The sequence below is a fragment of the Candidatus Microbacterium phytovorans genome, assembly GCA_029202445.1.
Classification (GTDB): domain Bacteria; phylum Actinomycetota; class Actinomycetes; order Actinomycetales; family Microbacteriaceae; genus Microbacterium; species Microbacterium phytovorans.
The window spans coordinates 640,144-654,857 of the sequence record CP119321.1 but is presented as its reverse complement, the minus strand read 5'-3'; the positions used below and the strand labels follow the sequence as shown (position 1 = coordinate 654,857).

The 14,714-nt window shown below is 67.8% G+C and carries 13 protein-coding genes; 3 read left to right on the top strand and 10 right to left on the bottom strand.

The annotated features are described in order from the left end of the window. Positions 1-9 precede the first annotated feature (9 nt). From zwf to pgl, 3 genes are read left to right on the top strand one after another with little or no spacing between them, the layout of a single operon-like run. Positions 10-1,557: a glucose-6-phosphate dehydrogenase gene (gene zwf / locus P0Y48_03100; GenBank protein WEK14214.1), complete on the top strand. Its 1,548-nt coding sequence runs from the start codon at positions 10-12 to the stop codon at positions 1,555-1,557. Beyond that, positions 1,554-2,516 (top strand): glucose-6-phosphate dehydrogenase assembly protein OpcA, encoded by a 963-nt coding sequence (locus P0Y48_03095; GenBank protein ID WEK14213.1) that lies wholly within the window; start codon positions 1,554-1,556, stop codon positions 2,514-2,516. The genes zwf and P0Y48_03095 overlap by 4 nt, the downstream gene beginning before the upstream one ends. A gap of 17 nt (positions 2,517-2,533) precedes the next feature. Further along, entirely contained in the window at positions 2,534-3,313 is a 780-nt protein-coding gene (pgl, locus tag P0Y48_03090) for a 6-phosphogluconolactonase (GenBank protein WEK14212.1), read from the top strand. Positions 3,314-3,352: 39 nt separating this feature from the next. On the opposite strand, the gene P0Y48_03085 is transcribed toward pgl, so the two are convergent. From P0Y48_03085 to uvrA, 10 genes are all read right to left on the bottom strand, one after another. Further along, positions 3,353-3,709 carry an RNA polymerase-binding protein RbpA gene (locus tag P0Y48_03085; GenBank protein ID WEK14211.1) on the bottom strand — a complete coding sequence of 119 codons (357 nt, stop codon included), beginning with the start codon at positions 3,707-3,709 and terminating at the stop codon, positions 3,353-3,355. Next, positions 3,709-3,957: a preprotein translocase subunit SecG gene (gene secG / locus P0Y48_03080; protein ID WEK14210.1), complete on the bottom strand. Its 249-nt coding sequence runs from the start codon at positions 3,955-3,957 to the stop codon at positions 3,709-3,711. The genes P0Y48_03085 and secG overlap by 1 nt, the downstream gene beginning before the upstream one ends. 99 nt (positions 3,958-4,056) lie before the next feature. Then, the gene (tpiA, locus tag P0Y48_03075) at positions 4,057-4,845 is read right to left on the bottom strand and encodes a triose-phosphate isomerase (protein ID WEK14209.1); all 789 of its coding nucleotides are present in this window, start codon (positions 4,843-4,845) and stop codon (positions 4,057-4,059) included. Next, a complete protein-coding gene (locus P0Y48_03070; GenBank protein ID WEK14208.1) occupies positions 4,836-6,050 on the bottom strand; it encodes a phosphoglycerate kinase in 1,215 nt (404 codons plus the stop codon). The genes tpiA and P0Y48_03070 overlap by 10 nt, the downstream gene beginning before the upstream one ends. A 9-nt stretch (positions 6,051-6,059) precedes the next feature. Further along, complete coding sequence (gene gap, locus P0Y48_03065) at positions 6,060-7,070, bottom strand: type I glyceraldehyde-3-phosphate dehydrogenase (protein WEK14207.1); 1,011 nt, start codon at positions 7,068-7,070, stop codon at positions 6,060-6,062. A gap of 103 nt (positions 7,071-7,173) precedes the next feature. Beyond that, the gene (locus P0Y48_03060; GenBank protein ID WEK14206.1) at positions 7,174-7,809 is read right to left on the bottom strand and encodes a superoxide dismutase; all 636 of its coding nucleotides are present in this window, start codon (positions 7,807-7,809) and stop codon (positions 7,174-7,176) included. A gap of 134 nt (positions 7,810-7,943) precedes the next feature. Then, a complete protein-coding gene (whiA, locus tag P0Y48_03055; GenBank protein WEK14205.1) occupies positions 7,944-8,921 on the bottom strand; it encodes a DNA-binding protein WhiA in 978 nt (325 codons plus the stop codon). A gap of 63 nt (positions 8,922-8,984) precedes the next feature. Next, on the bottom strand, positions 8,985-9,815 hold the full coding sequence (gene rapZ, locus P0Y48_03050; GenBank protein WEK14994.1) for an RNase adapter RapZ: 831 nt from the start codon (positions 9,813-9,815) through the stop codon (positions 8,985-8,987). A gap of 99 nt (positions 9,816-9,914) precedes the next feature. Continuing rightward, a complete protein-coding gene (gene uvrC / locus P0Y48_03045; protein WEK14204.1) occupies positions 9,915-11,816 on the bottom strand; it encodes an excinuclease ABC subunit UvrC in 1,902 nt (633 codons plus the stop codon). A 1-nt stretch (position 11,817) separates the two neighbouring features. Further along, positions 11,818-14,712, bottom strand: coding sequence for an excinuclease ABC subunit UvrA (gene uvrA / locus P0Y48_03040; protein WEK14203.1), 2,895 nt, complete (start codon positions 14,710-14,712; stop codon positions 11,818-11,820). Between the last annotated feature and the right edge of the window lie 2 nt (positions 14,713-14,714).

Below are 14,714 nucleotides of genomic sequence, written 5' to 3'. Positions count from 1 at the left end.
CCCCATCCGATGACTGTCGAGATCTCGCGCGGCCACAATCCGCTGCGCGACCCCGATGACCGCCGCCTCAACCGCATCGCCGGACCGAGCGCCCTGGTCATCTTCGGCGTGACGGGAGACCTGTCGCGCAAGAAGCTGATGCCCGCCGTGTACGACCTCGCCAATCGTGGCCTTCTCCCGCCGGGCTTCGCCCTCGTCGGGTTCGCACGCCGCGACTGGGAGGACCAAGACTTCGCGCAGGTGGTGTACGACGCCGTGCGGCAGCACGCACGCACCCCGTTCCGCGAGGAGACCTGGAAGCAGCTCCTGCAGGGCATCCGCTTCGTCTCGGGCGAGTTCGGTGACGCCGATGCGTTCCGCCGGCTGCGCGAGACGGTGGAGCGGCTCGACACCGAGCGCGGCACCATGGGCAACCACGCCTTCTATCTGTCGATCCCGCCCAAGGACTTCCCGATCGTCGCGCGGCAGCTCAAGGACTCCGGCCTCGTCGACGACACGGCCGACGAGGACAGCTGGCGCCGCGTCGTGATCGAGAAGCCGTTCGGCAGCGACCTCCAGACCGCACGGGAATTGAACGCGGCGCTCGAGGTCGCCTTCCCCGCCGACTCGATCTTCCGCATCGATCACTATCTCGGCAAGGAGACGGTGCAGAACATCCTCGCGCTGCGCTTCGCGAACGAGCTGTACGAGCCGATCTGGAACGCGAACTACGTCGACCACGTGCAGATCACGATGGCCGAAGACATCGGCGTCGGCGGCCGCGCCGGGTACTACGACGGTATCGGTGCCGCCCGCGACGTCATCCAGAACCACCTGCTGCAGCTTCTGGCGCTGACCGCGATGGAGGAGCCGATCTCGCTCGACGCGACGCACCTCCGCGCGGAGAAGGAGAAGGTTCTCGCCGCCGTCCGCGTACCGGAAGACCTCGCGACGTCGACGGCCCGCGGACAATATGCGGGCGGTTGGCAGGGCGGCGAAGAAGTCACCGGCTTCCTCGACGAGGACGGGATGAACCCGTCGTCGACGACGGAGACCTACGCGGCGGTGAAGCTCGAGATCGCAACCCGCCGATGGTCCGGGGTGCCCTTCTACCTCCGGACGGGCAAGCGCCTCGGACGGCGCGTCACCGAGATCGCCGTGGTCTTCAAGCGCGCTCCGCAACACCTGTTCCTTCGCAATCAGACCACCGAACTCGGCCAGAATGCGCTCGTCATCCGGGTGCAGCCCGACGAGGGCGTGACGATCCGATTCGGGTCGAAGGTGCCGGGTGCGGCGACCGAGGTGCGCGACGTCACGATGGACTTCGGCTACGGCCACGCGTTCACCGAGTCGAGCCCCGAAGCCTACGAGCGACTGATCCTCGACGTGCTGCTCGGCGACCCGCCGCTGTTCCCGCGTCATGAAGAGGTCGAGCTGTCCTGGCGCATCCTCGACCCCATCGAGCAGTACTGGGCGAGCCTCGACGAGCCGCTCGAACAGTACTCCCCCGGCTCCTGGGGCCCCTCGTCAGCCGATGAACTCTTGGCCCGCGATGGCCGCGTCTGGAGGCGCCCGTGATTGTCGACCTGCCCGACACCACTGTGTCGAAGATCGCCCGCTCGCTCGTGAACGTGCGCGAGGAGGGCGGCGCCGTCGCTCTCGGCCGTGTCCTCACCCTCGTGATCGTCACCACGCACGGACTGGAGGAGGAGGCGATCGAAGCGGCCAACGACGCGTCGCGCGAGCACCCGATGAGGGTGATCGTGCTCATGACGCAACCGGAGGGCCCCTCTAAGCTCGACGCGCAGATCCGCGTAGGCGGCGATGCCGGCGCGAGTGAGGTCGTCGTCCTCCGCGCCTCGGGCGACGCCGCCAGCAATGACGAGAGCCTCGTCACGGGTCTCCTGCTCCCCGACGCGCCCGTCGTGGCCTGGTGGCCCGATAACCCGCCGGCCGAGCCCGCCTCCTCGCCCATCGGCCGCATGGCGCAGCGGCGCATCACGGATGCCGCGACGAAGCCCTACTCGAAGGACCGGCTGTCGCTGCTCGGCCCTCACCACGCCCCGGGTGACACCGACCTGGCGTGGACGCGTCTCACGCACTGGCGCGAGCAGCTCGCCGCCGTGCTGGACCAGCCGCCGTACGAACCCGTCACCGCCGTCGAGGTCGTCGGCAGCGGCAGCTCCCCCTCGACGGGACTGCTCGCCGCGTGGCTCCGCCTCAAGCTCGACGTGCCCGTCGACTGGCGCTACGCGCCGCGTGAGGAGTGGCCGCACGGCATCCAGCGCGTGAGGCTGACCCGCGCCTCCGGGGATATCCTCCTGGAGCGCAGCAACGACATCGACGCCACCCTGACGCAGCCGGGTCAGCCGTCGCACGACATCGTCCTCCCGCGCCGAACCCTGCGGGAGTGCCTCGCCGAGGAGCTGCGCAGACTCGATCCCGACCTCCTGTATGGTCGAGTGATCACCGAGGGGTGGGAGCTTCTCGGACCGCCCGAGTCGTCGTCCGGGGAGTCCCCCGTTCCGACCGCGTAGACGACGAAGGAGTCACGATGGCAGTGTTCTCGACCGAGAAGCGAGTCGTCATCAGTGCGGATGCCGGTAGTCTGGCCGCCGCCGTTGCACGTCGCTTCCTCGACCGCTTGGTGCGGCGGGGCGCGGCCGGGAAGACGAGCCACGTTGCGTTGACCGGCGGTCACATCGGCACCGACGTGCTGCGTGCCGCCGGCGCGGACCCTCGGCGCGAAGACGTCGACTGGACACGGGTCCACTTCTGGTGGGGTGACGAGCGGTTCGTCCCGCGCGACGACGAGGAACGGAACGAGCGTGCCGCGCGTCAGGCGCTGCTCGACCACATCGCCGTGCCCCCGGAGAACGTGCACGCCATGGCATCATCCGAAGACGGCCTCGATCTGGATGCCGCCGCGCAGGCCTACGCCGACGAACTCGCTCGTTTCGGCACCGACGACCAGGCATGGCCGACGTTCTGGGTCTGCTTCCTGGGTGTCGGGCCCGACGGTCACATCGCCTCGCTGTTCCCCGATCGTGCGGAGATCCAGGTGACGGACCGCTCCGTGGTGGCCGTGCGGGACTCCCCCAAGCCGCCCGCGGACCGCATCACCCTGACACGGCCCGTGATCAACTCGTCCCGGTGCGTGTGGATGGTCCTGTCGGGCGTCGACAAGGCGGCGGCGTTGGGCCTCGCTCTCGCGGGTGCGAGCTACGACAGTGTGCCGGCGGCAGGGGCGAAGGGGCAGAAGCGCACGATGCTGTTCGTCGACGAAGCGGCAGCACAGCACGTTCCGCCGGAGCTCATCGATCCCGAGTTCTGAGCGGCACCGTCTCGACCGTTCGGTGGCGACCCGTCAGTCTTAGTCTTGGCCGCGACGCTCGCGCAGCTGCTGCAGCGCGTCTCCCAGGAGGGCTTCCGCCTCTTCCTCGGTGCGACGCTCCTTCACATAGGCGAGGTGCGTCTTGTACGGCTCGGTCTTCGCGACGGCCGGCGGATTCGCCTTGTCGCGCCCGGCCGGAAGCCCGGAGTGCGGGGAGTCGATGACCTCGGGAATCTCCTCCTCGGCGATACCCGCCGCGAAGTAGCGGACGGTCTCGTTACCGAGAGCGTCCCAATAGGACACCGCCACACGGTCAGCGTGATGCCCGTGGTCCTGTTCGCCCATCGGTCCCGCACCGACACGGGTGCCGCGGATCGCGTTGCCTCCGGTCGCCATCAGAGGCCCTGGAACTTCGTGATGAGCCCGAGGGCGACGATCGCGACGAACCACACGAGGGCGAGCACGATCGTGAAGCGGTTGAGGTTGCGTTCCGCGAGACCGGAGGAACCGAGCGCGGAGCTCATGCCACCGCCGAACATGTCGGAGAGGCCACCGCCGCGGCCCTTGTGCAGGAGGATCAGGAGCGTCAGCAGGAGGCTGGTGATTCCCAGCAGCACCTGCAGCACGAGCGCGATGATGTCCACAGTCGAAGAGCCTTTCGTGGCGCCCACGGGAGGCGCACAAGGGTCGAGTATACCGGCTGGTGCGGCACGAGACGGCGCCGCACCAGCCGGTGGTCGGGATCAGACCCCGACGTGCTTCTGGTAGCGGATGATCGCGGCGAACTCGTCGGCGAGGAGGCTGGCTCCCCCGACGAGTGCACCATCGACGTCGGGTTCGCGCATGAAGCTCGCGATGTTGCCCGACTTCACCGAACCGCCGTACAGCACGCGCGTGCGCTCGGCCGCGTCGGCTCCGAGGGTTTCGGCGATGACGGAGCGCAGCGCCACGCAGACCTCCTGGGCCTGCTCGGGCGAGGCGACCTGGCCGGTGCCGATGGCCCAGACCGGCTCGTAGGCCACGACGATGTCGGCGTCCGCTGCGACACCCTCCAGGGCCGCACGGAGCTGGGCGACGGAGACGGCCGTGGGCCCGGACTCCTCACGCTGTTCGAGGGTCTCGCCGACGCAGATCACGGGCACGAGACCGTGCTTCAGCGCAGCCTTGACCTTGGCGGCCACGACCTCGTCGGTCTCGTGGTGATACTCCCGACGCTCGGAGTGGCCGATGATCACGTAGTGGACGTCCAGCTTCTTGAGGAAGGCGCCGGACACCTCGCCCGTGTACGCCCCGGCATCCTGCGTCGAGACGTCCTGCGCGCCGAGCTCGAACGGGATCTTGTCCGCGTCGAGAAGCGTCTGCACCGTGCGGATGTCGGTGAAGGGCGGGAAGACTGCCACCTCCACCGAGTCGTCGTCGTGCTTGGCATCCTTCAGTGTCCAGTGCAGCTTCTGCACGAACGCGACCGCCTGGAGGTGGTCGAGGTTCATCTTCCAGTTGCCGGCGATGAGGGGTGTGCGCGTCACTGCCATCCGAGGATCTCCAATCCGGGGAGCTTCTTGCCTTCCAGGAACTCGAGGCTGGCACCGCCACCCGTCGAGATGTGTCCGAACGCGTCGTCCGCGAAGCCGAGCTGACGCACGGCCGCGGCCGAGTCGCCACCACCGACGACGGACAGTCCCTCCACCTGGGTGAGAGCCTCGGCGACGGTGCGGGTGCCTGCCGCGAAGGCGGGCATCTCGAACACTCCCATGGGGCCGTTCCAGAACACCGTCTTCGAGCCGCGAACGGCGTCCGCGAACAGCGTCGCGGTCTCGGGACCGATGTCCAGACCCATGCCGTCGGCGCCGAAGGGCGTCTCCTCCAGCGCGTCCGCGCGCGCCACCACGTGATCCGCGTCTGCGGCGAACCCGGATGCCATGACCGCGTCGACCGGGAGCAGCAGTTCGACCCCGCGCTCCTCAGCCGTCGCGATGTAGCGCTTCACGGTGTCGATCTGGTCGGCTTCCAGGAGGCTCTTGCCCACCTTGTGGCCGAGCGCTGCGAGGAACGTGAACAGCATTCCACCGCCCACCAGGATCTTGTCCGCGCGCGGAAGCAGGTGCTCGATGACGCCCAGCTTGTCGCTGACCTTCGAGCCGCCGAGGACCACGGCGTACGGACGCTCGGGGTTCTCGGTCAGGCGGTCGAGCACGTCGACCTCCTTCTCGATGAGGTAGCCGGCAGCAGACGGCAGGAGCTCGGCGAGGTCGTAGACCGACGCCTGCTTGCGGTGGACGACGCCGAAGCCGTCGGAGACCAATGCGTCGCCCAGAGCAGCGAGCTCTTCCGCGAAGGCGCGACGCGCGGCATCGTCCTTGGCCGTCTCGCCGGCGTTGAAGCGGAGGTTCTCGATCACGGCGATGTCGCCGTCTTCGAGCGCATCCACCGCCTCGCGCGCCGAGGTTCCGACCGTGTCGCGCGCGAACGCGACGGGCTTACCGAGAAGCTCGGACAGCCGCTGCGCGACGGGCTCGAGGCTGTACTTGGCGTCGGGCGCGCCGTCGGGACGGCCGAGGTGGGAGCAGGCGATGACGCGCGCCCCCTGATTGAGCAGATGGTTCAGGGTCGGGAGAGCTGCCCGGACACGACCATCGTCCGTGATGACGCCGTCCTTGAGAGGAACGTTGAAGTCAACACGGACGATGACGCGTTTTCCGGCCAGCGAACCCAGCGAATCGAGGGTGCGCAGAGCCACGGGTCTACCTCAGAGCTTTTCGGCGACGAGCTCGGTGAGGTCGACGAGGCGGTTGGAGTAGCCCCACTCGTTGTCGTACCAGGACGACACCTTCACGAGGTTGCCGCTCACGTTGGTCAGACCGGCGTCGAAGACCGACGAGTGCGGGTCGAGCTGGATGTCGCTGGAGACGATCGCGTCCTCGTTGTACTTCAGGAACCCGACGAGCTCACCCTCCTCGGCCGCCTTCTTGTAGGCGGCGTTGATGACCTCCACCGTCAGGCCCTCGGTCGGCGTGACGATCGTCAGGTCGACGATCGAGCCGGTGGGGACGGGGACACGGTACGACGAGCCGCTGAGCTTGCCGTTGAGCTCCGGGAGGACGAGGCCGATGGCCTTGGCCGCACCGGTCGACGCCGGCACGATGTTGATCGCGGCGGCACGGGCACGGTGCAGGTCGCTGTGCGGGCCGTCCTGCAGGTTCTGGTCGGCCGTGTAGGCGTGGGCCGTCATCATGAAGCCGCGCTCGATGCCGAAGTTGTCGTTGAAGACCTTGGCGAGCGGGGCGAGGCAGTTGGTCGTGCACGACGCGTTGGAGATGACGTGCATCGTCTCGGAGTCGTACGTGTCGTCGTTCACGCCCATGACGAACGTGCCGTCGACGTCGGTGCCGGGAGCCGAGATGATGACCTTCTTGGCACCGCCATCGATGTGCTTCTTGGCGTCGACCGCCTTGGTGAACCGGCCGGTCGACTCGATGACGATGTCGACGCCGAGCTCGCCCCAGGGCAGGTTCGCGGGGTCGCGCTCTTCGAACACCTTGATGGACTTGCCGTTCACGGTGATCGAGTCCGCATCGTACGAGACCTCGGCGTCCAGGCGGCCGCCGACGGAGTCGTACTTGAGCAGGTGCGCGAGCGTCTTGTTGTCGGTGAGGTCGTTCACCGCCACGATGTCGAGGTCCGCACCCTGCTCCAGCGCGGCGCGAAGGAAGTTACGTCCGATGCGGCCGAAGCCGTTGATTCCGATCTTGACAGCCACGGAAATTCTCCTGAGTGTGTCGTGCGCGAGTGCGCGGTTGTTGCGATTCGAACAATGGACAACGGCGTCCGGCCAGGTCGTCAGGAAGCGACGACCGTGACGATCATGACAGTACCAGCAGCCCCGAGGTCTTCTCCCGAGCCGTGTCAAAGCGGGCCTGGACATTGCCCCAGTTGGCGATGTTCCAGGCGGCCTTGACGTAGTCGGCCTTGACGTTCAGGTAGTCGAGGTAGAAGGCGTGCTCCCACATGTCGAGCTGGAAGATCGGAACGGTGCCCTGCGCGGTGTTCGACTGCTGGTCGAACAGCTGTTGGATGATGAGCTGAGCGCCGATCGGGTCCCAGCTCAGCACAGCCCAACCGGATCCCTGGATGCCGGTCGCGGCCGCGGTGAAGTGGGCCTGGAACTTCTCGAAGCTGCCGAAGAACTCGTCGATCGCCGCCTTCAGCTCGCCCTCGGGCTGGCCGCCTCCCCCGTTGCCGGCCGGCGCGAGGTTGGTCCAGAAAATGGAGTGGTTGACGTGACCGCCGAGGTTGAACGCGAGGTCCTTCTCGAGCTTGTTGACGTTCGCGAGGTTGCCCGAGTCACGCGCCTCGGCCAGCTGCTCGAGAGCGGTGTTCGCCCCGGTGACGTACGCCTGGTGGTGCTTCGAGTGGTGCAGCTCCATGATCTTGCCGCTGATGCTGGGCTCCAGCGCCGCGTAGTCGTAGGGGAGCTCGGGAAGCGTATAGGTCGCCATGTTCTCTTCTTCCTGTCGTGCCGCGCCGTAGCGCGACGAGGTGACACTGTGTCGGACTGGGCTTGTTTCAATCCTATTGAGGATTGAGCCAGTCGGCACCGGGTTGCGCCCCATGTGACGCGGGTGTAACCGCCTCAGTCCTCGAGACCTGCGGGCACCGCGGACTCGGTGTCGGGGATGCCGTCGACGGCGGCCTTCTTGTCGGCCATGGCGAGGAGGCGGCGGATGCGACCCGCGACGGCATCCTTCGTCAGCGGGGGGTCGGCGTGGTGACCCAGTTCGTCCAGGCTGGCGTCGCGATGGGCGAGGCGGAGATCGCCGGCCTCACGCAGATGGTCGGGAACGTCGTCGCCGAGGATCTCGAGGGCTCGCTCCACGCGTGCGCACGCCGCGACGGCCGCCTGAGCCGATCGCCGCAGGTTCGCGTCGTCGAAGTTCACGAGACGGTTGACGCCCGCCCGCACCTCGCGTCGCTGGCGCAGCTCTTCCCACGCACTCGCGGTGCGCGCCGCACCCATCTCGGCGAGGGCGGCGCGGATCGCTTCACCGTCGCGCACGACCACGCGGGGAGCGCCACGCACCTCGCGGGCCTTCGCAGCGATACCCAGACGGTGCGCCGCTCCGACGAGCGCCATCGCCGCTTCGGGCGACGGGCACGCGATTTCGAGGGCCGCCGACCGGCCGGGTTCCGAGAGCGCGCCGGCAGCGAGGAATGCGCCGCGCCAGATGGCGGCGAGGTCACCGCGGGAGCCGGTCGTCAGACGGTTGGGGAGTCCTCGCACCGGGCGACGACGCTGATCGAGAAGGCCCGTCTGGCGGGCGAGCGTCTCGCCACCCTCGATGACACGGACAGCGAAGTGTCCACCCGCGCGACCTCCCGATGCCTGCACATGTGCGAGCTCCGGACGCACGCCGTAGATCTCCATGAGCTCACGCGCGACGCGGCGCGCGAGGGCTTCGCTTTCCAGTTCGGCTTCGACCGCGACGCGTCCGGCGATGGAGTGGAGACCTCCGGAGAACCGGAGGAGGGCCGTCAGTTCGGCCACGCGGGCCGTCGGCCGGGGGTCGCGCACCGCCGCCAACTCGATCTTCACGTCAGCGGTCAGGGGCACGGCGGTCCTTCGGTCGAGGGGTGGGGAAAGGGGGCGCGGGATCCTCCGCGACGATGTTCCAGCCTACTCGCGGCCCAGGTCGCGATGTTTCACGCGGACGGCCACCCCGGGGACGTCGGCGAGACGCGCGGCGAGCTCCTTCACCGTGACGACCGACCGGTGCTTGCCTCCCGTGCAGCCGACGGCGACGACCGAATGCTGCTTGTTCTCCCGTTGGTACCCCTCCAGCACCGGGCGGAGCGCGAGGGCGTACGCGTCGATGAACGTCACAGCGCCCTCCTGGGCGAGCACGTAGTCACGCACTTCCGGGTCCTCCCCCGTCAGGGCCTTGAGCTCGGGAACCCAGAACGGATTGGGCAGGAACCGCATGTCGGCGACGAGGTCCACGTCGGTGGGAAGTCCGTACTTGAATCCGAAGCTCATCACGGTCACGGTGTGACGCGCCTGATCCTCGGCGCGGAAGATGTCGAGGATGCGGGTGGCGAGCTGGTGGATGTTGAGGTCGCTCGTGTCGACGATCAGATCGGCTCCCTCGCGGACGACGGCGAGCCGCTCTCGCTCACGACGGATTCCATCGAGGATCGTTCCGTCGCCCTGCAGCGGGTGAGGACGGCGCACGGACTCGAACCGCCGCACCAAGACGTCGTCGGACGCGTCGAGGAACAGTACGCGTAGCGAACGCCCTCCACGCAGCGCCTGGGTGACCGCGGGCAGCGCGGAGAACAGATCGCGCCCGCGGACGTCGACGACCGCCGCCACCTTCGGCAGCGCTCCGGCCGCGGCCTCGGACATCTCGAGGAGGGGTCGCAGCATGAGCGGCGGGAGATTGTCGACGACGTACCAGCCGATGTCTTCGAGCGCATTGGCCGCTGTCGTGCGGCCCGCCCCGGACATCCCGGTGACGATCAGGACCTCGCCTGCCACGTCCGCCACGTGCGCCCCTTCTCTCGTGAGTCCCAGCCTAGCGATTGGCCGCCGGCCCGTGGCTGCTCCTCACCCCGCGGAGAGGTGACCGTGGATGGCCGCCGCGAGTGTGGGGCCGATGCCCGGGAGCTCTGCGATCTCCTCGGGGCTCGCATTGCGCAGCGCGGCCACGGAGCCGAAGTGACGCAGGAGAGCTTTGATCCTCGCGTCGCCGAGACCCGGAACTTCGCTGAGCACCGAACTGATGTCACGCTTGCGCCGCTTGCGCTGGTGGGTGATCGCGAAACGGTGCGCCTCGTCGCGCAGGCGCTGCAGAAGGTACAGCGCTTCCGAGGTGCGCGGCAGGATGACGGGGAAGTCGTCACCGGGGAGCCACACCTCTTCCAGCCGCTTCGCAATGCCGCAGAGCGCGATGTCCTCGTGTCCCGCGTCGCGGAGCGCTCGTGCGGCGGCTTCGACCTGCGGTTGTCCGCCGTCGACGACGAGCAGCTGCGGCCGATACGCGAACCGCGGCCTCTTGCGGGCGGTCACCACGGGTTCGTCGTCGCCGTCCGCCGTCGGGTCGGGCAGGTCTTCGCGCTCGTCCGCGTCGATGTGCGCGAGTCGGCGACGAAGGACCTGGTAGAGCGAATCCGTGTCGTCGGTGGTCTCGGGGACACCGAACGAACGGTACTGGTCCTTGCGCGGGAGTCCGTCTTCGAAGACGACCATGGATGCCACGACGTTCGTGCCGCCGAGGTGCGACACATCGAAGCACTCGATGCGCAGGGGCGCTTCCGACATCCCCAGTGCTTCCTGCAAGTCGGTGAGTGCGCGCGTCCGAGCCGTGTAGTCGCTCGTCCGGCGGGTCTTGTGCAGCATCAACGCCTGTCGGGCATTGAGGGTGGCCGTCTTCATCAGCTCGGCCTTGCGCCCGCGCTGCGCCACTTGCACGGTGACCCGCTTGCCCCGGCGCGACTGCAGCCATGCCTCCAGTTCGTTCGCGTCGTCGGGAAGCGTGGGCACGAGCACCTGCCGGGGAATGTCCGCCGGACTCGCGTCGCCGTAGGTGCGCTGGAGAACCTGGTCGACGAGCTCAGCTCCCGAGATGTCGAGCTCTTTGTCGATCGTCGTCGCGCGGACACCGCGGACACGACCACCGCGGATGACGAAGTGCTGCACCGCAGCGGAGAGCTCGTCTTCGTCGATGCCGAACAGGTCGGCATCCGTGTCCTCCGCCAAGACGAGCGCGCTCCGGTTGAGCACCGCGTCGATCGCCTGCAGCTTGTCACGGTAGACGGCGGCGGACTCGTAGTCCATCGCCGCCGCGGCTTCTTTCATCCGCGCGGTGAGGGTGCGAGTGAAGCGCTGGTCGCCGCCGGACATGAAGGCGACGAAGTCGTCGACGATGGCGCGGTGCTCCGCCACGGTGACCGTCATGGAGCACGGGCCCCCGCAGCGGCCGATCTGCCCGGGGAAACAGGGGCGTCCCGTGGTCATCGCCTTCTTGTACGAGGCGTCGCTGCACGTGCGAATCGGGAACACCTTGATCATGAGATCGATCGTGTCGTGAACGGCCCAGACCTTCGGGTACGGGCCGAAGTACTTCGCTCCCGGAATCCGACGATTTCGTGTGACGATCACGCGCGGAGCCTCGTCAGCTAGTGTGACGGCGAGATACGGGTACGACTTGTCGTCTTTGTATCGCACGTTGAACGGCGGCGAGAACTCCTGGATCCACATGTACTCGAGCTGCAGAGAGTCGACGTCGGTCGCGACGACGGTCCATTCGACCGACGCCGCCGTCGTGACCATGCGCCGCGTGCGTTCGTGGAGCGTATGCAGGGGTGCGAAGTAGTTCGACAGGCGGGCGCGCAGGTTCTTCGCCTTGCCGACGTAGAGCACACGACCGTCGGCGTCGCGGAAGCGGTAAACGCCGGGGTTGGTGGGGATCTCGCCCGGCTTCGGCTTGTACGGGAGCGCGGACGCCACTTCAACCTGCCTTGCGCGCAGTGGCCGCTCTCGTCGCCGGGAGAATCTCGGCCAGGAATGCGCCGGTGTGGCTCTCGCTGACCGCCGCCACCTGCTCGGGGGTGCCCGTCGCGACGATCTGGCCGCCGCCGGCGCCGCCCTCGGGCCCCAGATCGATCACCCAGTCGCTCGACTTGATGACATCGAGGTTGTGCTCGATCACGATGACCGTGTTCCCCTTGTCGACGAGTCCGCCGAGCACTTCGAGCAGGCGACTGACGTCCTCGAAGTGGAGACCTGTCGTCGGCTCGTCGAGCACGTAGATGCTGCGCCCGTTGGATCGCCGCTGCAGTTCGGTGGCGAGCTTGACCCGCTGTGCTTCACCGCCGGAGAGGGTCGTGGCCGATTGCCCCAGCCGCACGTAACCGAGGCCCACGTCGACCAGCGTCTTCAGGTAGCGGTGAATGGCCTGGATGGGTTCGAAGAACTCCGCAGCCTCGGCGATCGGCATGTCGAGCACCTCGGCGATGTTCTTGCCTTTGTAGTGCACCGCCAGGGTGTCACGGTTGTACCGCTTGCCGTGGCAGACCTCGCAGTCGACGTACACGTCGGGGAGGAAGTTCATCTCGATCTTGATCGTGCCGTCACCCGAGCACGCCTCGCACCGACCGCCCTTGACGTTGAAGCTGAACCGCCCCGGCTGATATCCGCGGACCTTCGCCTCGGGGGTTTCGCTGAACAGCGTGCGCACCCGGTCGAAGACGCCCGTGTACGTCGCCGGGTTCGAGCGCGGCGTGCGGCCGATGGGAGCCTGATCGACGTGGACCACCTTGTCGAGGTTGTCCAGCCCCGTCACCCGGGTGTGCTTGCCCGCCACGCGTCGAGCACCGTTCAGCTTCGTCGCCAGCACTTCGTACAGGATGCCGTTGACCAGCGTCGACTTGCCCGATCCGCTCACCCCCGTCACGGCTGTCAGCACGCCGAGCGGGAAGTCGACCGTCACGTTCTTGAGGTTGTTCTCCCGTGCCCCCACGACGGTGACGACGCGCTTCTTGTCGATCTTGCGACGGCGCGTGGGCGTCTCGATCGCGCGGCGTCCGCTGAGGTAGGCGCCGGTGATCGAACGCTCGTCGTCGAGGAGCGAGGACAGCGGCCCGGAGTGCACGACCTCTCCCCCGTGCACACCCGCGCGCGGTCCGATGTCGACCACCCAGTCGGCGGCGTCGATGGTCTCCTCGTCGTGCTCGACCACGATGAGCGTGTTGCCGAGGTCTTTCAGCCGCACCAGCGTCTCGATGAGGCGACGGTTGTCGCGCTGATGGAGCCCGATCGACGGTTCGTCGAGCACGTAGAGGACTCCGGTCAGGCCGGAACCGATCTGGGTCGCGAGACGGATGCGCTGGGCTTCGCCGCCCGAGAGAGAGCCGGCCGACCGGCTCAGGCTGAGGTAGTTCAGTCCCACCTGGATGAGGAAGTCGAGGCGTGCGCGGATCTCCCGCAGCACCGCCGCGGCGATCTGCGCCTCGCGATCGGTGAGCTCGAGGTCGGCGAAGTAGGTCTGCGCTTCGCCGAGACTCATGCGAGAGGCATCCGCGATGGAGTGTCCATGCACCTGGACGGCGAGAACTTCCGGCTTGAGCCGATCGCCCTTGCACACGGGGCACGGCACCTCGCGCAGATACTCCGACCAGCGCTGGCGCTGCGTGTCGGACTCCGCCTGCGTGTACTGCCGCTCGATGTACGGGATGACGCCTTCGAACCCGGACGTGTAGCGCATCTCACGGCCGTAGCGGTTCTTCCAGCGGACGGTGACCTTGAAGTTCTCGCCGCGCAGCACGGCGTCCTGCACGCGATCGGGAAGGTCGCGCCACGGGGTGTCGAGGGAGAAGTCGAGATCGTCGGCGAGGCCTGTGAGCAGGCGCTCGTAGTACTGGAAGAGCCCCTTCCCCTGGGTCGTCCACGGCAGGATCGCCCCCTCGTTGATCGACAGTTCCTCGTCGCCGAGGAGCAGGTCGACATCGACGGACATGCGGGTGCCGAGCCCGGAACAGGCCGGGCAGGCACCGAACGGCGCGTTGAAGGAGAAGGTGCGGGGCTCGATCTCGGTGAGCTGCAGCGGGTGCCCGTTCGGACACGCCAGCTTCTCCGAGTAGTTCTGCCACGCGTCGTCGCCCTGCTCGTCGACGAAGTTGACCTGCATGGTCCCGCCCGCGAGCCCGAGCGCCGTCTCGACCGAATCGGTGATCCGCCCGAGCAGATCCGGGGCGGCGACGAGGCGGTCGACGACGACGGCGATGTCGTGCTTGTAGCTCTTCTTCAGCGTGGGCGGCTCGGCCAACTGCACGAGCTCACCGTCGACGACGGCGCGCGCGTAGCCCTTCGCGGACAGCTCCTTGAAGAGGTCGACGAACTCGCCCTTCTTCTGGGTGACGACGGGAGCGACGATCTGATAGCGCGTGCGCTCCGGCAGTTCCGCCAGCTGATCGGCGATCTGCTGGACTGTCTGACGCTGGATGCGCTCGCCGCACTCGGGGCAATGCGGAACCCCGATGCGCGCCCAGAGGAGGCGCATGTAGTCGTGGATCTCGGTGATCGTGCCCACCGTCGAGCGCGGGTTGCGGTTGGTCGACTTCTGATCGATCGACACCGCTGGGCTCAGCCCCTCGATGAAGTCGACGTCGGGGCGGTCGACCTGCCCCAGGAACTGACGCGCGTAAGAGCTCAGCGACTCGACATAGCGACGCTGACCCTCGGCGAAGATCGTGTCGAACGCGAGACTCGACTTTCCGGACCCCGACAGGCCCGTGAACACCACGAGCGCGTCGCGCGGGAGGTCGAGATCGACGTCTTTCAGGTTGTGTACGCGGGCACCGCGGACACTGAGTTTCGACGGGGAGGCGACGGGGACAATGGGCACCG